The 22,702-nt window shown below is 71.6% G+C and carries 22 protein-coding genes and 2 tRNA genes; 11 read left to right on the forward strand and 13 right to left on the reverse strand.

What is annotated here, in order from left to right; genetic code table 11:
* Positions 1-115: 115 nt before the first annotated feature.
* The 3 genes from ABEA77_RS10215 to ABEA77_RS10225 all read right to left on the reverse strand — a co-directional run bounded on the left by ABEA77_RS10215 (position 116) and on the right by ABEA77_RS10225 (position 1,815).
* Positions 116-457 carry a rhodanese-like domain-containing protein gene (locus ABEA77_RS10215; protein ID WP_345644270.1) on the reverse strand — a complete coding sequence of 114 codons (342 nt, stop codon included), beginning with the start codon at positions 455-457 and terminating at the stop codon, positions 116-118.
* 38 nt (positions 458-495) lie between these two features.
* Positions 496-1,290 (reverse strand): hypothetical protein, encoded by a 795-nt coding sequence (locus ABEA77_RS10220; protein WP_345644273.1) that lies wholly within the window; start codon positions 1,288-1,290, stop codon positions 496-498.
* Between the two features lie 177 nt (positions 1,291-1,467).
* Positions 1,468-1,815 (reverse strand): winged helix-turn-helix transcriptional regulator, encoded by a 348-nt coding sequence (locus tag ABEA77_RS10225; protein ID WP_345644276.1) that lies wholly within the window; start codon positions 1,813-1,815, stop codon positions 1,468-1,470.
* A gap of 139 nt (positions 1,816-1,954) precedes the next feature.
* On the opposite strand from ABEA77_RS10225, the gene ABEA77_RS10230 reads away from it, so the two are divergent.
* A complete protein-coding gene (locus ABEA77_RS10230) occupies positions 1,955-2,569 on the forward strand; it encodes an FMN-dependent NADH-azoreductase (RefSeq protein ID WP_345644279.1) in 615 nt (204 codons plus the stop codon).
* A gap of 259 nt (positions 2,570-2,828) precedes the next feature.
* Here the strand turns inward: ABEA77_RS10230 and ABEA77_RS10235 are convergent.
* Positions 2,829-2,915 (reverse strand) — tRNA-Leu (locus ABEA77_RS10235).
* Between the two features lie 517 nt (positions 2,916-3,432).
* Here ABEA77_RS10235 and ABEA77_RS10240 point away from each other — a divergent pair.
* The 6 genes from ABEA77_RS10240 to pknB all read left to right on the forward strand — a co-directional run bounded on the left by ABEA77_RS10240 (position 3,433) and on the right by pknB (position 11,642).
* Positions 3,433-4,260: an FHA domain-containing protein gene (locus tag ABEA77_RS10240; RefSeq protein ID WP_345644282.1), complete on the forward strand. Its 828-nt coding sequence runs from the start codon at positions 3,433-3,435 to the stop codon at positions 4,258-4,260.
* Between the two features lie 10 nt (positions 4,261-4,270).
* Complete coding sequence (locus tag ABEA77_RS10245; RefSeq protein ID WP_345644285.1) at positions 4,271-4,789, forward strand: FHA domain-containing protein FhaB/FipA; 519 nt, start codon at positions 4,271-4,273, stop codon at positions 4,787-4,789.
* 142 nt (positions 4,790-4,931) lie between these two features.
* On the forward strand, positions 4,932-6,536 hold the full coding sequence (locus ABEA77_RS10250; RefSeq protein WP_345644288.1) for a PP2C family protein-serine/threonine phosphatase: 1,605 nt from the start codon (positions 4,932-4,934) through the stop codon (positions 6,534-6,536).
* Between the two features lie 28 nt (positions 6,537-6,564).
* Positions 6,565-7,977 (forward strand): FtsW/RodA/SpoVE family cell cycle protein, encoded by a 1,413-nt coding sequence (locus tag ABEA77_RS10255; RefSeq protein ID WP_345644291.1) that lies wholly within the window; start codon positions 6,565-6,567, stop codon positions 7,975-7,977.
* Positions 7,974-9,434: a peptidoglycan D,D-transpeptidase FtsI family protein gene (locus ABEA77_RS10260; protein WP_345644294.1), complete on the forward strand. Its 1,461-nt coding sequence runs from the start codon at positions 7,974-7,976 to the stop codon at positions 9,432-9,434. Before ABEA77_RS10255 ends, ABEA77_RS10260 begins: the two co-directional genes overlap by 4 nt.
* A gap of 210 nt (positions 9,435-9,644) precedes the next feature.
* Entirely contained in the window at positions 9,645-11,642 is a 1,998-nt protein-coding gene (gene pknB, locus ABEA77_RS10265; RefSeq protein WP_345644297.1) for a Stk1 family PASTA domain-containing Ser/Thr kinase, read from the forward strand.
* A 19-nt stretch (positions 11,643-11,661) separates the two neighbouring features.
* On the opposite strand, the gene ABEA77_RS10270 is transcribed toward pknB, so the two are convergent.
* The 5 genes from ABEA77_RS10270 to ABEA77_RS10290 form a co-directional block, all read right to left on the reverse strand.
* Positions 11,662-12,414, reverse strand: a complete 753-nt coding sequence (locus ABEA77_RS10270; RefSeq protein WP_345644300.1) for a class E sortase — start codon at positions 12,412-12,414, stop codon at positions 11,662-11,664.
* A gap of 58 nt (positions 12,415-12,472) precedes the next feature.
* Positions 12,473-14,134: a class E sortase gene (locus ABEA77_RS10275; RefSeq protein WP_345644303.1), complete on the reverse strand. Its 1,662-nt coding sequence runs from the start codon at positions 14,132-14,134 to the stop codon at positions 12,473-12,475.
* Complete coding sequence (locus tag ABEA77_RS10280; RefSeq protein ID WP_345644306.1) at positions 14,131-14,772, reverse strand: aminodeoxychorismate/anthranilate synthase component II; 642 nt, start codon at positions 14,770-14,772, stop codon at positions 14,131-14,133. The genes ABEA77_RS10275 and ABEA77_RS10280 overlap by 4 nt, the downstream gene beginning before the upstream one ends.
* A complete protein-coding gene (locus ABEA77_RS10285) occupies positions 14,769-14,948 on the reverse strand; it encodes a hypothetical protein (RefSeq protein WP_345644309.1) in 180 nt (59 codons plus the stop codon). Before ABEA77_RS10285 ends, ABEA77_RS10280 begins: the two co-directional genes overlap by 4 nt.
* A gap of 175 nt (positions 14,949-15,123) precedes the next feature.
* Positions 15,124-15,900 carry a DUF881 domain-containing protein gene (locus ABEA77_RS10290; RefSeq protein WP_345644312.1) on the reverse strand — a complete coding sequence of 259 codons (777 nt, stop codon included), beginning with the start codon at positions 15,898-15,900 and terminating at the stop codon, positions 15,124-15,126.
* A 147-nt stretch (positions 15,901-16,047) separates the two neighbouring features.
* On the opposite strand from ABEA77_RS10290, the gene crgA reads away from it, so the two are divergent.
* Entirely contained in the window at positions 16,048-16,302 is a 255-nt protein-coding gene (crgA, locus tag ABEA77_RS10295; RefSeq protein ID WP_345644315.1) for a cell division protein CrgA, read from the forward strand.
* A gap of 343 nt (positions 16,303-16,645) precedes the next feature.
* Here crgA and ABEA77_RS10300 read toward each other — a convergent pair whose 3' ends face one another.
* Positions 16,646-17,581 (reverse strand): rhomboid family intramembrane serine protease, encoded by a 936-nt coding sequence (locus tag ABEA77_RS10300; protein WP_345644318.1) that lies wholly within the window; start codon positions 17,579-17,581, stop codon positions 16,646-16,648.
* 173 nt (positions 17,582-17,754) lie between these two features.
* Positions 17,755-18,282: a peptidylprolyl isomerase gene (locus ABEA77_RS10305; RefSeq protein WP_345644321.1), complete on the reverse strand. Its 528-nt coding sequence runs from the start codon at positions 18,280-18,282 to the stop codon at positions 17,755-17,757.
* Between the two features lie 285 nt (positions 18,283-18,567).
* Between ABEA77_RS10305 and ABEA77_RS10310 the strand changes: the two genes are divergently transcribed.
* The gene (locus ABEA77_RS10310; RefSeq protein ID WP_345644324.1) at positions 18,568-19,248 is read left to right on the forward strand and encodes a DUF5324 family protein; all 681 of its coding nucleotides are present in this window, start codon (positions 18,568-18,570) and stop codon (positions 19,246-19,248) included.
* Positions 19,249-19,408: 160 nt separating this feature from the next.
* Here the strand turns inward: ABEA77_RS10310 and ABEA77_RS10315 are convergent, their stop codons facing one another.
* Positions 19,409-19,837, reverse strand: a complete 429-nt coding sequence (locus ABEA77_RS10315) for a DUF6344 domain-containing protein (protein ID WP_345644326.1) — start codon at positions 19,835-19,837, stop codon at positions 19,409-19,411.
* 567 nt (positions 19,838-20,404) lie between these two features.
* Between ABEA77_RS10315 and argG the strand changes: the two genes are divergently transcribed.
* On the forward strand, positions 20,405-21,850 hold the full coding sequence (gene argG, locus ABEA77_RS10320) for an argininosuccinate synthase (protein ID WP_345644328.1): 1,446 nt from the start codon (positions 20,405-20,407) through the stop codon (positions 21,848-21,850).
* 79 nt (positions 21,851-21,929) lie between these two features.
* On the opposite strand, the gene ABEA77_RS10325 is transcribed toward argG, so the two are convergent.
* Positions 21,930-22,002, reverse strand: a tRNA-Ala gene (locus ABEA77_RS10325).
* Positions 22,003-22,146: 144 nt separating this feature from the next.
* Here ABEA77_RS10325 and ABEA77_RS10330 point away from each other — a divergent pair.
* On the forward strand, positions 22,147-22,692 hold the full coding sequence (locus tag ABEA77_RS10330) for a helix-turn-helix domain-containing protein (RefSeq protein WP_345644331.1): 546 nt from the start codon (positions 22,147-22,149) through the stop codon (positions 22,690-22,692).
* The last annotated feature ends 10 nt before the right edge of the window (positions 22,693-22,702 follow it).

Raw genomic sequence — 22,702 nt, forward strand, 5'->3', positions numbered from 1 at the left:
GCCCGTCCGGGTCCGGCGGTCCAAGACACCGCGGCGACCGGCCTCGCCCGCCCGAGCCTGCCGGTCGCGGAGGACCTCGCCCGCCCGAGCCTGCCGGTCGGCCTGTCGGCCTGCCTCAGAGGACGACGGGCGCCGCGCCGCTGTCGGTGACCAGGGGACGGCCCACGCCCTCCCAGGCCAGCATGCCGCCGTCGACGTTGACCGCGTCCACGCCCTGCTGCACGAGGTACTGCGTGACCTGCGCGGACCTGCCGCCCGCCTTGCACACGACATAGGCCGTGCGGCCGTCGGCCGCCTCGGACACCTCGCCGAAACGCGCGACGAAGTCGCTCATCGGCACGTGCAGGGCGCCTTCCGCGTGGCCGGCGGCCCACTCGTCGTCCTCCCGGACGTCCACGAGGAAGGCGTCGGCGGGCAGCGCGGACACGTCGACCGAGGGCAGTGCGGCGAAGCTCATGGGGATGCTCTCTTCCGGTTCGGGCCAGTCCTTCGAACCTACTGCACCAGCCGTGCGAGTTCGGCCTCACGCTCGGAGACCTGGGCGAGCAGCTGCTCGGCGATCTCGTCGAGCAGCCGGTCGGGGTCGTCGGGCGCCATCCGGAGCATGGCGCCGATCGCCGACTCCTCCAGGTCCTTGGCGAGGAGCGTCAGCAGCTCCTTGCGCTGGGAGAGCCATTCGAGGCGCGCGTAGAGCTCCTCGCTCTCGGTCAGCGGCGCGGGCTCCGGGCGGGGCCCCGCCTCCCACTCGGCGGCCAGCTCGCGCAGCAGCGCCTCGTCGCCGCGCCCGTAGGCGCCGTTGACGCGCGCGATGAACTCCTCGCGCCGCGCCCGCTCGCCATCCTCCTGCGCCAGGTCGGGGTGGGCCTTGCGCGCCAGCTCGCGGTAGAGCTTGCGGGCCTCGTCGCTCGGCCGGACGCGGCGCGGCGGCCGCACGGGCTGCTCGGTGAGCATCGCGGCGGCCTCGGGGGAGAGCCCGTCGCCGTCGAGCCAGTCGTGGAACAGCTCGTCCACGCCCGGCATCGGCTGCACCATGCCGCGCGCCTCCTGCGCCTTGCGCAGGTCCTCGGGGTCGCCGCTGCTGCGCGCCCTCGCCTCGGCGATCAGGGCGTCCAGCTCGTCGAGGCGGGTGTACATGGGACCGAGCTTCTGGTGGTGCAGCCGGGAGAAGTTCTCCACCTCGATCCGGAACGTCTCCAGGGCGATCTCGAACTCGATCAGCGCCTGCTCGGCAGCGCGCACGGCCCGTTCGAGCCGCGCGCTCTGGGATTCACGTGGTACGTCCTGCGTCACCCGCCCAGCGTAGTGGCCACGCCCACCCGCCCGTACGGCCTCGCGCCCCGCGGGCCCCCCGCGCCCGCCCGCCGGCACAGCCCCGCACACGGCCGCAAGGAGAAACCGGGAGACGGCCCGGCGCGGACGTGCCCTGGTCGTGTCCGCGAGATCGCGTCCCGCGCCCGACGACGCTCCCTAGCAGCTGCCCTTCTTCACACCCATGTGTGATTCCGCCCACCTCAGCAGCTCGTTGAGCGCGGGCTCCATCGCCGCGCCGCTCTCCGTGAGCCGGTAGGCGACCCGCAGTGGGGGCCCCTCGTCCACCTCGCGGACGACCAGCCCCTCGGAGCCGAGCTCGCTCAGACGGTCGGAGAGCATCCGCTCGCTGATCCCCGGGATCGCCCTCCTGAGCTCGGAGAAGTGCACGGGGCGGGACATCAGGACGGAGATGATCGGGCCCGTCCAGCGCTTTCCGAGCAGCTCGAAGACACGGGTGATCCCCACGTCCACCTGTTTGCACACGTCTTCGCTGTGCTGCGCCATGCCTCACAGACTACTGGCCGCGCTGCTCTTTCCGACGGGGGTGAAAAAAAGTAAGTCGCTGTGTTATCCATAGGTGCGAAGAGAACCCAAGGGTCCGCTTCGCGTCCACACCCCGTGTCCCGATTTCTGGAGAACGCCCATGGCCACGCTGCTGCACATCGACTCCTCCCTCTTCCCCGAGGGCTCCGCCTCGCGTGAGGTCACCGCGAAGTTCGTCGAGGCCTGGAAGGAGCAGCACCCGACCGGCACCGTGATCTACCGCGACCTGGCCGCCCAGCCGCTCCCGCACCTCGACGCCGCCGCCGCGGCCGGGGGCCCCGACCACGCCCTGCGCGCCGAGCTGGCCGCCGAGCTTGAGGCCGCGGACGCCATCCTCATCGGCGCCCCGATGTACAACTTCTCGATCCCCTCGACCCTGAAGGCGTGGTTCGACCACGCGATCATCGCCGGCCACAACGCCACCCCCGACTCCGCCGTCGGCAAGAAGCCCTTCACCATCGTGGCCAGCCGCGGCGGCTCGTACGCCCCCGGCACGCCCCGCGAGGACTTCGAGTTCGTGCAGACCTACCTGCGCAAGCTCCTTGAGGGCATGTTCGGCGCCACGGACATCGAGTTCATCGTCCCCGAGCTGACCCTGGCCCCGGCCAAGGAGGAGATGGCGGCGCTGCGCCCGCTCGCCGAGCAGTCCCGCACCCAGGCCCACGAGCGGGCCACGGCCAAGGCGAAGGAACTGGCCGCCCGCCTGGCCGCCTGACCCGGGCACCGCGATCGACGGATCGCCCCCGCCCGCGGCGACGCGGCGGGCCGCCTCCCACCGGGGCGCCCCGCCGCGTTCTCGCGTACGGGGCCGTGACGACACGCCTGCGCCTATGAAGAAAGCCACACCCGGCACGCACCGGACGGCACAGACAACCAACACGGACGGCACGGCCGCGCCACGGGCCCCGCAGCCGACCCGGGCAGCAGCACATACACGCGAGAAGGGCCCCTGCCGAGCAGGGGCCCTTCTCCTGTGGTGCGCGAGGGGGGAGTTGAACCCCCACGCCCTTTCGGGCACTGGAACCTGAATCCAGCGCGTCTGCCTATTCCGCCACCCGCGCATTGGGTGCGTCCCCGTGGGGTCCGCTGCTGCGTTCCCCTGGCGACATCTGAAGATTAGCACGCTGAACAGGGTGGGTTCACATCCGTTTCCGCCCCGCCTACCCGGGGAAGGGGCGGCCCTCTCAGCCCCCGGTCAGGCCCCCGGGGCGGTCGCCGTACGGCCGGGCACGACAGCGGCCGTACAGGGAACGGACAGGGTCGGTACCCGCTCCTCAAGGGAGGACGCCGAGTGCGGGACACTGTCGGAGGGCCACCTCTACGATCCGTGTGAGAGGCGACACCCATCGACCGGGCAGACAAGGGGAACCAGCCGATTTCCCGACGCGTGGATACGATCAGTAAGCAGTACGAGAGGCAGTGCGAGCGGTACGTTCCGCGCGGCGACGACGCCCGGTCCGGCCCGCGCAGCGCGGGCGCCGCGGCGGCCGGCCGGGGCGGACACGGCCGAGGACGCCGGCGCACGACCCGGCACCAGAGCCGGTACGACCACGGCAACGACTACGGAGGAGGTGCCTCATGGGAGTCCTGAAGAAGTTCGAACAGCGCCTTGAGGGTTTGGTCAACGGCACCTTCGCGAAGGTGTTCAAGTCCGAGGTCCAGCCCGTCGAGATCGCCGGCGCCCTCCAGCGCGAGTGCGACAACAACGCGACGATCTGGAACCGCGAGCGGACCGTCGTGCCCAACGACTTCATCGTCGAGCTCAGCACCCCGGACCACGAGCGCCTGAGCCCCTACTCGGGCCAGCTCGGCGACGAACTGGCCGGCCTGGTCAGGGACTACGCCAAGCAGCAGCGCTACACCTTCATGGGCCCCATCAAGGTCCACCTGGAGAAGGCGGACGACCTCGACACCGGCCTGTACCGGGTCCGCAGCCGCACCCTCGCGTCGAGTACGTCACAGCAGCCGCCCCAGCAGCCCCCGCAGCACCAGGGCTACCGGCAGCAGGAGGGGTACGGCTACCCGCCGCGCGCCGTGCCGCCCATGCCCGACACCCCGCCGCCCGGCGCGGCCCGCGGCGGCTACGGTGCCCCGGGCCCCGCCCCGAGTGCGGTGCCCCCCACCAGGACCCGGCACTGGATCGAGATCAACGGCACCCGGCACCAGATCTCCCGCTCCACCCTGGTCCTCGGCCGCAGCACCGACGCCGACGTGCGCATCGACGACCCCGGCGTGTCCCGCAGGCACTGCGAGATCAGGACCGGAACGCCCTCGACGATCCAGGATCTCGGCTCCACCAACGGCATCGTGGTGGACGGACAGCACACCACCCGCGCTACGCTCCGCGACGGCTCGCGGATCGTCGTGGGCAGTACCACCATCGTTTACCGGCAAGCCGAAGGGTGAAGCGGGGGCAATGTCAGAGCTGACCCTGACGGTCATGCGGCTGGGTTTCCTGGCCGTTCTGTGGCTGTTCGTCATCGTGGCCGTCCAGGTCATCCGCAGCGACCTGTTCGGTACGCGCGTCACGCAGCGCGGCGCGCGCCGCGGCGGCGGCGACACGAGGCCGCAGCAGAACCGGCAGAGCGCCGGGCCGCCGCACCAGCGCCAGCAGCAGGGGGCGGGCCGGCAGCGCCGCGGCGCCCCGACCAAGCTCGTGGTCTCCGAGGGCACCCTCACGGGCACCACGGTCGCCCTCCAGGGCCAGACCATCACGCTGGGCCGCGCGCACGACTCCACGATCGTGCTGGACGACGACTACGCGTCCAGCAGGCATGCCAGGATCTACCCGGACCGCGACGGCCAGTGGATCGTCGAGGACCTCGGGTCCACCAACGGCACGTATCTCGACCGGACCCGGCTGACCACTCCGACCCCGGTCCCCCTGGGTGCACCGATCCGCATCGGCAAGACCGTCATCGAGCTGCGGAAGTAGTCACGACAATGATCGAGCGGAGCGAGCGAGCCGCCGCGGTCCCGCCAGCGGACCCGTGCGTGCTCCCGACCGGAGGGTGGGCACTGTGGCTCCAGACCGGCTGGTGCCGGATTCAGCGGGCGGCCCGACCGGAGGCGTGCGCATGACACTCACGCTGCGCTTCGCCGCCGGATCGCACAAGGGCATGATCCGCGAGGGCAACGAGGACTCCGGCTACGCGGGTCCCCGGCTGCTCGCCATCGCCGACGGCATGGGCGGCCAGGCGGCGGGCGAGGTCGCGTCCTCCGAGGTCATCTCCACGCTCGTCCAGCTCGACGACGACGTGCCGGGCTCCGACGTCCTCACCTCCCTCGGCGCCGCGGTCCAGCGCGCCAACGAGCAGCTGCGCCTGATGGTCGACGAGGACCCGCAGCTCGAAGGCATGGGCACGACCCTCACCGCGCTGCTGTGGACGGGCCGCAGGCTCGGTCTCGTCCACGTCGGCGACTCCCGCGCGTACCTGCTGCGCGACGGCGTCCTCACCCAGATCACCCAGGACCACACCTGGGTCCAGCGGCTCGTGGACGAAGGGCGGATCACCGAGGAGGAGGCCACCACGCACCCGCAGCGCTCGCTGCTGATGCGCGCGCTGGGCAGCGGCGACCATGTGGAGCCCGATCTCTCGATCCGCGAAGTACGTGCGGGCGACCGGTACTTGATCTGCTCGGACGGCCTCTCCGCGGTCGTCTCGCACCAGACGATCGAGGAGGCGCTCGCCGACTACCAGGGCCCGCAGGAGACCGTCCAGCACCTGATCGAACTGGCGCTGCGCGGCGGCGGCCCCGACAACATCACCTGCATCGTCGCCGACGTCCTCGACCAGGACATGGGCGACACCCTCGCCGGCCGGCTCAGCGACACCCCCGTCGTGGTCGGCGCCGTCGCGGAGAACCAGCAGCTCGGCCACGACCCGACCGTCATGCAGACCCCCGCGGGCCGGGCGGCCGGCCTCGGCAGGCCGGTGCCCCAGCAGTCCCCCGCCGGTGCCTTCGGCCCGCCGGGCAGCGGCGACGCGGGATACGGCGGCGCGCCGTCGGAGAACGGCGCGGGCGGCCCCGAGGGACCGCACGGCTACCGCAAGGGCCACAGGTCGGACGGGGGCCCGCGCACGAAGCGCACCTGGCTCAGGGCGTCCCTCTACACCGTGCTCGTGGTCGTCGTGGTCGCGGGCGGCCTCTACGGGGGCTACCGCTGGACCCAGACCCAGTACTACGTGGGCTCCAACAAGCAGCACGTGGCGCTCTACCGGGGCATCAGCCAGGACCTGGCATGGGTCTCGCTCTCGAAGGTGCAGGCCGACCACCCCGAGATCGAGCTGAAGTACCTCCCCGACTACCAGCGCAAGCAGGTCGAGGACACCATCACGGAAGGCAGCCTCGGCACCGCCCAGGGCAAGATCAAGGAACTGGGCACCCAGGCCTCCGCATGCAAGAAGAACGAGGAGCGCAAGCGGGCCGAACGCAGCTCGGAGCAGCAGGCGAGCAAGTCGCCCACGCCCGGCACGTCCGGCGCACCGTCCGCCGGCGCCTCGCCGGGCACGGGCGCCGCCGGCACCGCGGGCACGGCCAGTGCCGGGGGAGGCGCCGCCGGCACCGTGGGCGAGCAGACCGCCGCGCACTCCACCGTCAACCAGCCGCACCCTCCGTCTCCGGGCCCCACCCTCTCGGAGGAGGAGCAGAAGCTGGTCTCCAACTGCGAGCAGCAGTAACGGGGGCACAGGGGGCCTCTCCACCACCATGAGCATCTCCAACACCACCACCATCGGCGCGATCGACGCACCCAGCAGGCGCAACACCGAGCTGCTCCTGCTCGTCTTCGCCGTCGCCGTCGCCGTGTTCGCGTACCTCAACGTCGGCCTCGCGCTGGACGGCAAGGTCCCGTCCGGCGTCCTCGGCTACGCGCTCGGGCTCGCCGCGCTCGCCGGCGTCGCCCACCTCGTGGTGCGGAAGTTCGCCCGCTACGCGGACCCGCTGCTGCTGCCGCTCGCCACACTGCTCAACGGCATCGGACTCGTCTTCATCTGGCGCCTCGACCAGTCGCCCCGCCTGATCAGCCTGGCCAAGCTGGCCTACGGGTCGTTCACGCCGTCCGCGCCCAAGCAGATGCTCTACTCGGCGATCGGCGTCGCGATCTTCGTGGTGGTCCTGCTGTTCCTCAAGGACCACCGCGTCCTCCAGCGGTACACGTACGTGTCGATGGTCGTGGCGCTGATCCTGCTCATCGCGCCCGTCTTCTTCCCCGCGCAGTTCGGCGCACGCATCTGGATCCGCATCCCGGGCCTCGGCTCGCTCCAGCCCGGCGAGTTCGCGAAGATCATCATCGCGGTGTTCTTCGCCGGCTACCTCATGGTCAAGCGCGACGCCCTGGCCCTGGCGAGCCGCCGCTTCCTCGGGCTCTACCTGCCGCGCGGCCGCGACCTCGGCCCGATCCTGGTGATCTGGGCCCTGTCCATCCTGATCCTGGTCTTCGAGACCGACCTCGGCACCTCGCTGCTGTTCTTCGGCCTCTTCGTGGTCATGCTGTACGTGGCGACGGAGCGCACCAGCTGGATCGTCTTCGGCCTGCTGATGTCGGCGATCGCCTCGGTCGGCGTCGCGTCCTTCGAGCCGCACGTCAAGTCCCGGGTCACGGCCTGGCTCAACCCGTTCGACTGCTACAAGTCGACCGGCGCCTGCCAGCAGATCGGCGACGCCCTGATGTCCTTCGGCTCGGGCGGCACCCTCGGCACGGGGCTCGGCCAGGGCAACTCCGACCTGATCGGCTTCGCCGCCAACGCGGACTTCATCCTCTCCACCGTGGGCGAGGAACTCGGCCTGGCCGGCACGATGGCGATCCTGCTCGTGTACGGGCTGATCGTCGAGCGCGGCGTACGGACCGCCCTCGCGGCCCGCGACCCGTTCGGCAAGCTGCTCGCGATCGGCCTCACCAGCGGCTTCGCGATCCAGGTCTTCGTGGTGGCGGGCGGCGTGATGGGCCTCATCCCGCTGACGGGCATGACGATGCCGTTCCTCGCGGCGGGCGGCTCCTCCGTCATCGCCAACTGGGCCCTCATCGGCATCCTGATCAGAATCAGCGACACCGCGCGCCGTCCGGCCCCGGCTCCCGCCCCCTCACCCGACGCCGAGATGACCCAGGTGGTCCGACCGTGAACAAGCCGCTGCGCCGCATCGCGATCTTCTGCGGCCTCCTCGTCCTCGCCCTGCTGGTCCGCGAGAACTGGCTGGGCTACGTCAAGGCGGACGCGCTCAACACCAACAAGTACAACCAGCGCCCGACGATCGAGCGCTACAGCCACCCGCCGGGCAACATCATCGTCGACGGCAAGCCGATCACCGGCGCGGTCAAGACCGACGACCCGTACTACAAGTACAAGCAGACCTGGAAGGACGGCTCCCTGTGGGCGCCGGTCACCGGGTACGGGTCGCAGGCGTACGGCTCCACGATGCTGGAGGGCGTCGAGGACGGCGTCCTCAGCGGAAACGACCCGCGGCTGTTCTTCGACCGCACCGTCTCGATGTTCACCGGCAAGACGCAGACCGGCGGCGACGTCGTCACGACGCTCAACGCCGACGCCCAGAAGGCCGCGTACGACGGGCTCAAGGGCAAGAAGGGCGCGGCCGTCGCGATCGACCCCACGACCGGGAAGATCCTCGCCCTCGCCTCCACGCCGAGCTACGACCCCTCGACGATCGCGGGCCGCACCGACGGCACGAGCTGGAAGCAGCTGACCGGCGACAAGAACCAGCCCATGCTCAACCGGGCCCTGCGCCAGACCTATCCGCCCGGCTCCACGTTCAAGCTGGTCACCGCGGCAGCCGCGCTCCAGAACGGCGAGGTCACCGACCCCGACGCGAAGACGGACTCGCCGCTCCCCTACATCATGCCGGGCACCACCACCCCGCTGGCCAACGAGGGCAACCTGCCCTGCAAGAACGCGACGCTCCGGCTCGCCCTCACGGTCTCCTGCAACAGTGTCTTCGGCCACCTCGGCGTCGAGGTCGGCAAGGACAAGATGCTGGACGAGGCGAAGAAGTTCGGCTTCAACACCGAGCAGTTCGTGCCGGTGCGCTCGGCCGCGTCGGAGTTCCCGACCGACATCAACCAGTCGCAGACCGCGCTGTCCTCCATCGGCCAGTTCGACACCCGCGCCACCCCGCTGCAGATGGCCATGGTCGCCTCGGCGATCGCCAACGACGGCAAGCTGATGAAGCCGTACATGGTGGACGAGCTGCGCGCGCCCAACCTGGACGTGATCGACAAGACGCAGCCCGAGCAGATGAGCCAGCCGCTCAGCCCGGAGAACGCGCAGAAGCTCCAGTCGATGATGGAGTCCGTGGTCAACGACCCTCAGGGCACCGGTGGCAGGGCCAAGATCAGCGGCGCCACCGTGGGCGGCAAGACCGGCACGGCGCAGCACGGCGAGAACAACAGCGGCCTGCCGTACGCCTGGTTCGTCTCGTACGCGAAGGTCGGCGACAGCTCGCCCGTGGCGGTCGCCGTGGTCGTCGAGGACGGCGACGCGAACCGCGACGACATTTCCGGCGGCGGCCTCGCGGGCCCGATCGCGCGGGACATGATGAAGGCCGTGATCGACAGTGGCAGGTGAGCCCCGCCGGCTGCGCCTCTCCGCGTCCGGGTCACGGCCGGTGCCCGGAACCCGGACACGGAGAGGCCCCGCGGCCTGCGTACCGGTCCTGTATCAGCTCAGACGCTCCGGCGAATCCGGTGCGGCGGGCCCGGTAGCCTTGCCGCGGACAGCACACCGCCGGACCACACACAGGTGCGGTCGGTACTGACGGAGAGGGCCGGAACAGACATGGATGAGCCGCGTCGCCTCGGCGGCCGGTACGAGCTGGGCTCGGTGCTCGGCCGTGGTGGCATGGCCGAGGTCTACCTCGCGCATGACACCAGGCTCGGCAGGACCGTCGCCGTGAAGACGCTCCGCGCGGACCTCGCGCGCGACCCGTCCTTCCAGGCCCGGTTCCGCCGGGAGGCCCAGTCCGCAGCCTCGCTCAACCACCCGGCGATCGTCGCGGTCTACGACACGGGCGAGGACTACGTCGACGGCGTCTCCATCCCGTACATCGTCATGGAGTACGTCGACGGCTCCACCCTGCGCGAGCTGCTGCACTCCGGCCGCAAGCTGCTGCCCGAGCGCACGCTCGAAATGACGATCGGCATCCTCCAGGCGCTGGAGTACTCGCACCGCAGCGGCATCGTGCACCGCGACATCAAGCCGGCGAACGTCATGCTCACCCGCACCGGCCAGGTCAAGGTCATGGACTTCGGCATCGCGCGCGCCATGGGCGACGCCGGCATGACCATGACGCAGACCGCCGCCGTGATCGGCACCGCGCAGTACCTCTCCCCCGAGCAGGCCAAGGGGGAGACCGTCGACGCGCGCTCGGACCTCTACTCCACCGGCTGCCTGCTGTACGAGCTGCTCACGGTGCGGCCCCCGTTCGTCGGCGACTCGCCCGTGGCGGTCGCGTACCAGCACGTGCGGGAGGAGCCGCAGCCGCCGAGCGTCTTCGACCCGGAGATCACGCCCGACATGGACGCGATCGTCCTGAAGGCGCTGGTGAAGGACCCGGACTACCGCTACCAGTCGGCCGACGAGATGCGCGCCGACATCGAGGCGTGCCTCGACGGCCAGCCCGTCGCGGCGGCCGCCGCGCTCGGTGCCGTCGGGTACGGCGGCGGCTACGGCCCGCAGGACCAGCCCACCACGGCGCTGCGCCCCCAGGACCAGGGCGGCCAGACCTCGATGCTCCCGCCGATGAACCCGGACGACGGGGGCTACGGCGGCTATGACGACCGCTCCGGCGGGCGGCGCCGGCAGAAGAAGTCCAACACCGGGACGATCCTCATCGTGATCGCGGCGATCTGCGTGCTGGTGGGCGCGATCCTCATCGGGAAGTACATCTTCACCCGCGACTCGGGCTCGGACCAGATCACCGTCCCCTCGCTGGTCGGGCAGACGCTGCCGGAAGCGCGGAAGTCCGCGCAGAACGCGGACGTCAAGCTCACCCAGTCCGGCACGGACAACTGCGACCAGCCCAAGGGTTCCATCTGCAGCCAGAGCCCCGCCAAGGGCAAGATGGACGTGGGCGGCACGATCAGCGTCGTCGTCTCCGCGGGCGCCGCGAAGGTCGAGGTGCCGGACGAGAAGGGCTCCGACCAGGACTCGGCCACCCAGGACCTGGAGTCCAAGGGCTTCAAGGTCGACGTGCGGACGGTCGAGTCCGACCAGGACGAGGGCACGGTCGTCAGCCAGGACCCCGCGGGCGGCTCCAAGGCGGCGAAGGGCGCGACGATCACGCTCAAGGTCGCGAAGACCGCGCAGGTCGTGGTGCCGCCGGTCACCGGCAAGCAGGTGGCGGACGCCAAGAGCCAGCTGGAGTCGATCGGCTTCGTGGTCGACACCCAGGAGGTCGACTCCGACCAGGACGCCGGCACGGTGATCTCGCAGAGCCCGCAGGGCAACGAGAAGGCGCCCGAGCACAGCCATGTGAAGCTCCAGGTCTCCAAGGGCCCGCAGAAGCAGCAGGTCGCCGTCCCGACCATCAATCCCGGCACGAAGCTGGGGGACGCGCAGAACGCCATCAAGGGCGCCGGGCTCAACCCGGTGGTCGCGGACGGCTCGCCGAACGACCCGAACAACTCCTACGTCGCCAGCATCGACCCGGGCGCGGGCACCATGGTCGACCAGGGGAGCAACGTCACCCTGACCACGGTGGGGCCGCCGTCCGGCGGTGACGGGGGCGACCAGAACAGCGGCCTGCCCGGCGGGTTCTTCGGCGGGAACCACTGACGCCCGGCCGCACCCCGCCTCAGCGCAGCTCGCGCGGCGGGGTGCGGTCCTTGCCGACCTTCTCGGTGCGCACCAGCTGCGACCAGACGATGTAGCGGTAGTCCGACGTGTAGACCGGCGTGCAGGTGGTCAGCGTCAGATAGCGGCCGGCCTTGGTCTTCCCCGACTCCCTGGGGATCTGCTGGATCGTGTTGACGTTGTACTTCGACGTCGACGGCAGGATCTTGTAGACCTTGTAGACGTACCAGGTGTCCCGGGTCTCGACCACGACCGGGTCGCCGACCTTGACCTTGTGGATGTTGTGGAACCTGGCGCCGTGGCCGTCGCGGTGCGCGGCCAGTGTGACGTTGCCCGTCCTGTCCCAGGGGAGCGCGGACTTGACGGGGGACGTGTAGTAGCCCGCGACGCCCTGGTTGAGGACGCCGACGCCGGTGCCCTTCTTGATCAGCACCTCGCCGTTCTTCATCGAGGGCACGTGCAGGAAGCCGATGCCGTCCTTCGTGTCGAACGACGGCGCCTTGCCGTCCGGGACGGACGGCGGGGCCTCGGCCCAGTGCCTGCGCACCTGGTCCGCCTGGCGCCCCGCCTCCTTGTCGGCCGTGACGTTGGTCCACCACAGCGAGTAGACGACGAACAGGCCGAGCAACAGGCCCGCGGTGATGAGCAGTTCGCCGACGACGGAGAAGACGGCGGCGACCGGGCCGCGCCGCGCCCTCGGCGGGGGGCCGGACCGCCGCCGTGCTCTGCCGTCGTGCCCGGTCGTGGATGCCACCCCTGCTCGCCCCGTTTCCCCTGGTCGGTCCGTGTCGTTCGGCGCCGCGCCCCCGCCGTCAGCCGTGCTGGAGAGCCGCGGGGAGCCCCTGGCTGCGAGGCTGTTCGCTGACCATCTTGCCCCAGACGATGAGCCGGTAGGTGCTGGTGAACTCGGGCGTGCACGTGGTCAGCGTGATGTAGCGGCCCGGCTTGGTGAAGCCCGAGCCCTGCGGGATCGGGGAGATCACCCCCACGTTGGAGGGCGAGGTCTGCGGCAGCGTACGCGTCATCTCGTACGTGTAGTACTCGTCCTGCGTCTCGACGACGACCTTGTCGCCCGGCACCAGCTGGTTGATGTAGCGGAACGGCTCGCCGTGGGTGTTGCGGTGGCCCGCCAGTGCGAAGTTGCCGCTCTTGTCCTCGGGCATCGCCGTCTTGAGCGGCCCCTCGGAGTAGTGGCCGACCTCGCCGTGGTCGAGGACCTTCTCCTTGCTGACGCCCTGCGCGATCGGCGCGACCACGTCCAGCTTCGGGATGTGGATGATCGCGAACCCCTGGCCGGGCTCGAACGCCCCGGCCGCCGGGCCCTTGTGGGACTTCCAGGTGCTCTGGATCTTGCTCGCCTCGTTGTCGGCGAAGTTGTCGGCGCGGACGTTGGTCCACCACAGCTGGTACGTCACGAACAGCAGCATCAGCACGCCGAAGGTGATGAACAGCTCGCCCACGGCACGGCTGATCACCACGCCGGGACTGTCCTTGAGGGCGCGGGCGGCCTGCCGGGCCTCGATCCGCGTCAGGGGGCGGCCGGTCGGCGCCGCGGGCGCGGGCGCGGGCCGTCTGCGTCCGCGCGCCCCGGCCCTGGCCGCCTTCCGGCGCTCGGCCCTGCCGCCCGCGGGCGCCGGCTCCTCGCCCCCCACGGCCCTGCGGACGTCCGCGGAGCGCAGAGCCACGGTCTCCTGGTCCACCACGGGCCCCCCGGGCGCGGGCGCGGCGGCGGGCGTCTTCGGCAGGAACGTCGTAGGGCCGTCGCCCACAGGCGGCACAGGAGCGGGCGGCGTCTTCGGCAGGAACGTCGTCGGGGTGTCCGCGACCGGCGGCGCGGGGGCAGGGGGCGTCCTGGGCAGGAACGTCGTGGACGTGTCGCCCGCAGGCGGCGCCGGGGCCGCGCCCTGAGGCCGGGGAGCAGGGGGCGTCTTCGGCAGGAACGTCGTCGGGGTGTCCGCGACCGGCGGCGCGGGCGGCACCTTCGGCAGGTACTCGGTGGCCGCCTCGGCGGACACCGGAGGCCGGTGCGGCGCCGGGGCCTCGCGGGGTGCCGGCCGGGGCGCTTGCGGCTGCGGCGCCGGTACGGGCCGCGTCGCCCCGGGCCCGGCCTCGGGCGACCGCGCGGGCGTGCGGGGGTCGCGTACCGCGCCGGGCGGCGGCCCGTCCTGCGCGGGCCCGGCGGCCGGCGGGCGCTCCACGGGGGGCGGGGGCACCGACGCGGGCGGCGGGCGCGCGTGCCGGCCCGAGGGGCGCTCGGGCGGCAGACTGCCGGGAGGCTCCTGCGGTATCGGCTCGGCGGCGGGCGCCGCCCGCTCCGGCTCCCCCGCGGCGCGGCGGGGTGGCGCGCCGGGGATCGGGTCGGTCAGCGGGTCGGCGAGGCCGCTGACGACCGCCTCGAACCCGGCGGCGCCGGACTCGCGACCCGCCCGCGGCCCGTCCGGGGCGCCGTCCTGCTCGGGGCGGAGTGCGGTCACGCGACGGCTGCCTTCCCCACCACCGGCGCGAGGCCGGCGGACCTGGCCACCGCACCCGGGTCGCCGCACCGCGCGAGCCAGTTGGCGAGCATCAGGTGGCCGTGTTCCGTGAGGACCGACTCGGGATGGAACTGGACACCCTCGACGGGCAGTTCACGGTGGCGCAGGCCCATCACGATGCCGTCCCGGGTGCGTGCGGTGATCTCGAGCTCGGGCGGCACGGTCGCGGGCTCGGCGGCCAGCGAGTGGTAGCGCGTCGCCGTGAACGGCGAGGGCAGCCCCGTGAAGACGCCCTGCCCGCCGTGCTCCACCGGCGAGGTCTTGCCGTGCAGCAGCTCGGGGGCGCGGCCGACGACCCCGCCGTACGCGACGGCCATCGCCTGCATGCCGAGGCAGACGCCGAAGACGGGCACGCCGGTCGCCGCGCAGTGGCGGACCATGTCCACGCAGATGCCCGCCTGTTCGGGGGTGCCGGGGCCCGGCGAGAGCAGGACGCCGTCGAAGCCGTCCTGCGCGCGGGCGGTCGTCACCTCGTCGTTGCGCACCACCTCGCACTCGGCGCCGAGCTGGTACAGGTACTGCACGAGGTTGAAGACGAAGCTGTCGTAGTTGTCGACGACAAGAACGCGTGCGCTCATCCCGCGGCACCTCCGGATCCACCGTCGACGGTGACGTCGTTGAAGGGCAACAGCGGCTCCGCCCACGGGAAGACGTACTGGAACAGCAGATACACGACCAGGAGTACGAGAACGATCGAAAGGGCCGCACGCACCCACGTGTTGCCCGGCAGATGCCGCCAGAACCACCCGTACATGCCCGCGCTCGCCGCCCCTTCGGTCCCTGCCGCCCCGGGCGCACCGCCCGCGTTCCGCTCGCACCAGACTAAACGGCGGCGGCGGCCCGCGGGCGGCGCATTCCTGACCTGCCCGGGGGTTTGCCGGTTGTGCTTCGTCACAGTCCTCGCAGCGGTGTTCGGGTGCCGCGCTCAGTCATTCCACAGGCTGCGCATAGTGGAGGTCCGTCGTGCCTGCGTAGCCGGGCAGTGTGGTGCTGCCGTCGTCGTGGACGCGCCACCCGAGCCCGTACGCCTGTACGTACAGCAGGTAGTTGCGGATCGAGGGCGCCGCGTCGAGCGCCTTGTGCAGCTTCGCCGGGTCTCCGACCGCGGTGATCCGGTACGGGGGCGAGTAGACGCGGCCCTGGAGGATCAGCGTGTTGCCGACGCAGCGCACGGCGCTCGTCGCGATCAGCCGCTGGTCCATCACGCGGATGCCGCGGGCGCCGCCGTTCCACAGGGCGTTCACCACGGCCTGGAGGTCCTGCTGGTGGATGACGAGGTCGTTGGGCTGCGGCTCGGGGTAGCCGGGTGCCGCGGTGGCGTCGGGCGGGGCGTCGTCGAGGGTGACGGTGACGGCGTCGCCGGTCAGCGTCCTGGTGCCCGCCCTGTCCTCCAGCGCCCGCAGGTGCGCGTCCTCCGCGGCGGTCGAGCCGTCGTCGCGCCCGGCGAGCGCATCGACGTCCCGGCGCACCGCGGCGTCGTCGCGGTCGAGCTCCGCGTTCTTGGCGCTGCGCTCCTGGATCAGGTCGGAGAGCTTCAGCAGGGACGTGTCGGTGCGGATGTCCGTGCCCTTCGCGGTGTTGAAGCTCGTCACGAAGAGGAGGCCCGCGAGGCCGAACACGGCGAGCGTGAGCAGCCGGACGGGCCGGACTCCGCGGCGTCCCGCGGGCGCGTCCGGGGCTCGGGCGCCTGGTGCTGAATTGCTCAACGTACCCTTATCTCCTCCGGAGCCACGGAAGCACTACGCTAACGGAGCGCCCGGCCGGGTCGCCCGTCCCCCGGCCTCCGGTCTCCCGGTTCGCCGGCCGTTCAGTCCCCTGCGCGGTCACGCAGCACATCGACAGGAGAGTTCCTCGTGCCGAAGTCCCGCATCCGCAAGAAGGCGGATTTCACGCCGCCGCCCGCCGCCAAGGCCACGGACATCAGGCTGTCCAACCGGAACTGGGTGGCCCCGGTCATGCTGGCGATGTTCCTGATCGGACTGGCCTGGATCGTCCTCTACTACGTGACGGGCGGGGACCTCCCCGTCGAGGCGCTGGGCAGCTGGAACATCGCGGTCGGGTTCGGGTTCATCGCGGCGGGGTTCGGCTTCTCCACCCAGTGGAAATGAGGAAAACCCGTCCGAGGGCGTAACCCGGGGGCGGTCGCGAGAGTTATCCACAGTCGTTTCCACAGCGGGGGAAAAGGTCTGAAGATCTGTGGATAACTTCACGACAGGTTGACGCCGGTATGACCGCAGGGGTCGCCTACCACACCGTACGGGCCTGGCTCACCTCGTCTCCCGACCGGCGTTCACGCAGGTCAGGGGCGCGCGGCGGCAGCTGGGACGGTAGCGCGCCCACCGCACGCACAGGATCCGGCACGCACTGTGGAAAACTTCGGCGCCCCGGCACCCCGGAGCCCCCCGTGCGGAGGCCGCCGCGTGTGCGGCCTCAGGTCAGCCGTGTGCGGCCTCAGGTCAGCATCGCCGTCCTGACCAGGATCACCACGGCCGTCGCGGCCAGCACCCCGGCGAAGGTCGCCGCCTGCACGAGGTCGCGGTGCGCACGCGGCGCGTGCACCAGGCCGACGGCGAGCACCGCGCCCGCGACGAGCCCGCCGATGTGCGCCTGCCAGGCGATGCCCGACCAGAAGAACGTGATGAAGAGGTTGATCGCGAGGAGCGCGATCACCGGCCGCATGTCGTAGCGCAGCCTGCGCACGAGCACGGCCGTCGCGGCGAACAGCCCGAAGATCGCGCCCGACGCACCCAGCGAACCCTGGAAGGGGCTGGCGATCAGGTAGGTGAGCGCGCTGCCCGCGAGCCCCGAGACCAGGTAGAGCGCGGTGTAGCGCAGCCGGCCGAGCGCCGCCTCCAGGGGCGCGCCGATCCACCACAGGCTCAGCATGTTGAAGCCGATGTGGAAGATCTGCTGGTGGTCGAAGACCGACGTGAGCAGGCGGTACGGCTGGCCGTCCGCGACGCCGTACCCGAACAGCAGAAGGTCGTTCGCGGTCTGGCCGCGCACCTGCACCGCGAGGTACACCGCGATGTTGATGCCGATGAGGATCTGCGTGACGAGCCGCGGGTTCTGCCCCTGGCGGACCGGGGCGCCCGCGATCGTGCGGGGCCGGTTGTCGCCCGTACGACCGGAGGCCGCGGGCGACCTGACGGCCCAGGGAGCACCCCCCGCCGCGGTGGACGGCGCCGCCGACGCGACCGGACGCGCCCCGGCGGACGCGCCGGGACCCGTGCCCCGCACGCAGTCGGGACACTGGAAGCCGACCGAGGCGCTCACCATGCACTCGGGGCAGATCGGGCGCTCGCAGCGCGTGCACCGCACGCCCGTGCCGCGCCCCTGGTGCCGGTAGCAGCCGGGCAGGCCCGCTGCCGCCTCCGCCTGATCCATCCCACGGTCCTCTACACGTCGGTGACGACGGCGGCTGTGGCGCCGCCCCTGGCCCCGGCCGCTCCCGGAGGAGCGGACGCCCGCCCCCCGCCCGTCGCGCGCCGGGCTCCGTCCGCCGCGCGGACGGTACACCAGCTACACGGACGGGCGGGGTCGGAAGGTTCCCGCCCGGGTCAGCGCGTCTCGACCGAGACCGACTCGATCACGACGTCCTGGAGGGGGCGGTCGGTGCGCGGGTTGGTCTGCGAACCGATGATCGAGTCGACGACCTGCTTGCCCGACTCGGTGCTGACCTCGCCGAAGATGGTGTGGCGGCGGTTGAGGTGACCCGTGGGGACCGCGGTGATGAAGAACTGCGAGCCGTTGGTGCCGGGGCCCGCGTTCGCCATCGCCAGCAGGTAGGGGCGGTCGAACGACAGGTCCGGGTGGAACTCGTCGCCGAACTCGTACCCCGGGCCGCCGGTGCCGTTGCCCAGCGGGTCACCGCCCTGGATCATGAAGCCGCTGATCACACGGTGGAAGATGGTCCCGTTGTAGAGGGGCGCGGTCGTCTTCTCACCCGTCGCTGGGTGCACCCACTCGCGCCCGCCCGTGGCGAGGTCGACGAAGTTCTTGACCGTCTTCGGCGCCTGGTCCGGAAAGAGCCGGAGTTCGATGTCGCCGTGGTTGGTCTTCAGGGTGGCGTAAAGCTGCTCGGCCACGATGTGCCTTCCGTAAGTCTGCTCTGACTTACCCGATCCTCGCACGGACGCCGCCGCCGAGGGGCGCGCGGGCATGCGAGAGCACCCCGGGGCGCATTCGGGGCCGCGACGGGGGTAACGGGGAGCTACGGGGCCTTCGGAGTGGCCGAGGGGCCGCCAGGAGGACGGATCCGTGACACGGATGCCTGTAACGCATGCCGACAGGGGGTGCGCCAGGCATGATTTCGAAAAAGCAAAAAAGGGTGGACAGGCGACATTTCACACGCCACCGAGGAGGATGATCCTGTGACCCGCATGGACAGCGTGCGCGCCGCTACCGATTCAGCGAGGGAGAGCGTGCAGCACGCCGCGGAAGCGGTGGCTCCGTACGCCGGAACGGCCAGGGACCAGGCCGCGCAGTACGCACACGAGGCACGGGTGCGGCTCGCGCCGACCGTGTCGAAGGCAGCTCAGCAGGCACGCGTCCAGTACGACGCGCTGGTCGCGCCGCACGTGCCGCCGAAGGTCGATCTCGCGGCGCAGAAGGCCGCCAAGCGTACGAGGACCGCAGCTCGGCAGGCCGCCGAGTACACGGCTCCCCGGGTCGAGCAGGCCAGGGCAGCCGCTGGTCCGATGGCGGAGGAGGCCGCGGCGCGTTCCGCCGCCGCGTTCGCCGCGCTGCGCGGACAGGTCACGCTGCGCGAGATCCAGAAGCTGGCGGCGAAGCAGCGCCGCCGGGCGAGGGCGGGCCGGGCCTTCAAGGGTCTGGCGATCCTTGGCGTGGTCGCGGGCGGTGCCTTCGCGGCGTGGAAGTGGTGGGACAAGCAGGCCAACCCCGACTGGCTGGTCGAACCGCCGGCTCCCACCGAGGTGTCGGACCGGCCGAACCTGACGTCGGTGGACGGCTCGTCCGACGCGGAGGAGGCCGCGAAGGGCGGCGCCACCAGGGACACGGAGCAGGAGACCCGCAACAAGCGGTCTTCCTGACGTCCCGTCCTGCGGGGCCCTGCCCCGCGGTGGCCGCTCGTCGGCGCCGGCACCTTCTGGTGCCCTGCGCCTGTGGCCGTGGAACGACCGGTTCCACGACGCTCCGTGCCGCACACGGTGTTCAGTGGGGCGCCGGGACTCCCGTACGGGACCCGGCGCCTCATGCTGCCGCGAGCGCGACGTCGCCGAGTCCTGCGAGTCCGCTGTCGAGGGGCTGCTCCGCGGGGATGCGGCGGACCGAGGGGGAGGAGCCGTGGGCCTCCGCGGTGATGCGCTGCCTGATCGTGGGCGGCAGGGCGCGTTCGCTGGGCGCGGCTTCCGCGGAGGCGGCCTCGGGGGCACGGTCGCGTGCTGTGGCGCCGTGCTGAGTGGCCGCCGTGCCACCGGCGCCGGCGCGTGGCGCGGGCACGGGGACCGGCGCGGCGGGCGCGGGGAGGACGGTCTCGGCTCCGCGGTCGGCGGGCTGGTCGGCCGGCTGCGCGACGGAGCGCGCGGCGCTCGCGGGGGCGGTGAGGCCGAGCGTGGCGAGTACGGCGAAGAACGCGGTGATGAACGCGGTCCAGAGGTTCCTGACCTTGACGACGGCCATGACTCCTCGCTTTCGGGTAAGAGGCGGCCGCACAATCGGCTTATCCGGATTTGCGCGGTTTGAGTACGTTCATCATGATGAGGATCCGCAGCCGATTCCGGTGGAGATACGCCGTCGTGCGCGCAGTTCTTCGGATGAACACCACCCGTTCAGCCGATCCTCACATGCGAAAAGCAGAAAACCGCCGATCCGCCGACGCCCGCCCCGAACCCCTGGCGCGCGCCCCGATCGCCCCCAACACCCCATCCGGTGCGGCTAGTTGATCCGATTCCCGTCCCCGCACTCCCCTCGGCACGCCCGCCGCAGGTCCGCAACCCGAGCGCGCCCCGCCGCAGGCGACCACGCCGCACCCGCGCGTCGCGCTCGCACGGGGAGGCCACGCGGCGGGTCGGCCCCTCGGCGGACCGACCCCTGGGCGGACCGCCACCCGCCGACCGGGTCCCCTCGGCGGATCACCGCCCCGCAACCGGGCACCCTCGACGGGCCCAGGACCCGCGGCACACAGGACCTCCCGGCCGTCTCACCTCGGGGATTGCATGGCCATGCAAGAGGATGCATACTCTTGCTATGTCCAAGGTCCTCTCCTCCCTGCCTGTCGGCGAGCGCGTCGGCATTGCCTTCTCCGGCGGCCTCGACACCTCTGTCGCGGTCGCCTGGATGCGTGACAAGGGCGCCGTCCCCTGTACGTACACCGCCGACATCGGCCAGTACGACGAGCCCGACATCGCCTCGGTGCCCGACCGGGCGAAGGCCTACGGTGCCGAGGTCGCGCGCCTCGTCGACTGCCGTGCCGCCCTCGTCGAGGAGGGGCTCGCCGCCCTGGCGTGCGGGGCCTTCCACATCCGTTCGGGCGGGCGCGCCTACTTCAACACCACGCCGCTGGGGCGCGCGGTCACCGGGACGCTCCTCGTCCAGGCCATGCTCAAGGACGACGTGCAGATCTGGGGCGACGGGTCGACCTTCAAGGGCAACGACATCGAGCGCTTCTACCGCTACGGCCTGCTGGCCAACCCCCGGCTGCGGATCTACAAGCCGTGGCTCGACGCGGACTTCGTCACCGAGCTCGGCGGCCGCAAGGAGATGTCGGAGTGGCTGACCGCCCACGGGCTCCCCTACCGCGACAGCGCCGAGAAGGCGTACTCGACCGACGCCAACATCTGGGGCGCGACCCACGAGGCGAAGACCCTGGAGCACCTGAACACCGGCGCGGAGACCGTCGATCCGATCATGGGCGTCCGGTTCTGGGACCCCGAGGTCGAGATCCCCGCTGAGGACGTGACGATCGGCTTCGACCAGGGCAGGCCGGTGACGGTCAACGGCAAGCAGTTCGCCTCCGCGGTCGACCTCGTGATGGAGGCGAACGCCATCGGCGGCCGGCACGGCCTCGGCATGTCGGACCAGATCGAGAACCGCGTCATCGAGGCCAAGAGCCGCGGCATCTACGAGGCGCCCGGCATGGCCCTGCTGCACGCGGCCTACGAGCGCCTGGTCAACGCGATCCACAACGAGGACACCCTCGCCCAGTACCACACCGAGGGCCGGCGCCTCGGCCGCCTCATGTACGAGGGCCGCTGGCTCGACCCGCAGGCGCTGATGATCCGGGAGTCGCTCCAGCGCTGGGTAGGCTCCGCGGTCACCGGCGAGGTCACCCTCCGGCTGCGCCGCGGAGAGGACTACTCGATCCTCGACACCGCGGGCCCCGCGTTCAGCTACCACCCGGACAAGCTGTCGATGGAGCGTACCGAGGACGCCGCGTTCGGCCCCGTGGACCGCATCGGCCAGCTCACCATGCGCAATCTCGACATCGCCGACTCGCGCGCCAAGCTGGAGCAGTACGCGGGCATCGGTCTGATCGGCACCGCGGGCCCGGCCATCGGCGCCGCGCAGGCCGCCGCGACCGGGCTGATCGGCGCCCTGTCAGAGGGCGGCGCCGAGGCCATCGCGTCCCGCGACGGGGAGCCCGGCGACGAGGAGCTGCTGGACCGCGCCGCGATGGAAGCCGGCACGGACTGACCCCGTACCGGAGGCACCTGGGCGAGAAGAGGCCGCCAGGTCCGCGTCTGCGGTCCTGGCGGCCTCTTCTTTCTGCGCGTGGAGCCTAGGGGAGTCGAACCCCTGACATCTGCCATGCAAAGACAGCGCTCTACCAACTGAGCTAAGGCCCCGTGCCGGGAACAGCGTACCGGGTCGGGAGGGGCATCCCGCAAAGCTCGGGGGTCCCCGCCGCCGTGCACGCTCCGTAGGATGCCCCACAAGGTTCGCAGCAGTGAAGCTGGGGCCGCCGCTTGGGGAAGCGATGGGGAGACGCGATGGACGCCACACAGCAGGACACGACAGCCCGTGCCAGAGAACTCCAGAGAAGCTGGTACGGGGAGCCGCTGGGGGCGCTCTTTCGCCGGCTCATCGACGACCTCGGGCTGAACCAGGCCAGGCTCGCGAACGTGCTCGGCCTCTCCGCCCCGATGCTCTCACAGCTGATGAGCGGACAGCGGGCGAAGATCGGGAATCCCGCCGTCGTGCAGCGCGTCCAGTCGCTCCAGGACCTGTCGGGACAGGTCGCGGACGGCAGCGTGAGCGCGGCCGAGGCGACCGCGCGCATGGAGGAGATCAAGCGGTCGCAGGGCGGCTCCGTGCTGACCACGAGCCAGTCGACCAACACGGCGGGCGCCCCCACGGTGCGCAGGGTCGTGCGGGAGATCCAGTCGCTGCTGCGGTCGGTGGCCGCCGCGGGCGACATCATCGACGCCGCGAACGCGCTCGCGCCGTCCCAGCCCGAGCTGGCCGAGTTCCTGCGCGTGTACGGCGCGGGGCGCACCGCCGACGCGGTCGCCCACTACGAGGCGCACCAGAGCTGAGGCCGACCGG

The sequence above is a fragment of the Streptomyces tremellae genome (assembly GCF_039540215.1).
GTDB lineage: Bacteria > Actinomycetota > Actinomycetes > Streptomycetales > Streptomycetaceae > Streptomyces > Streptomyces tremellae.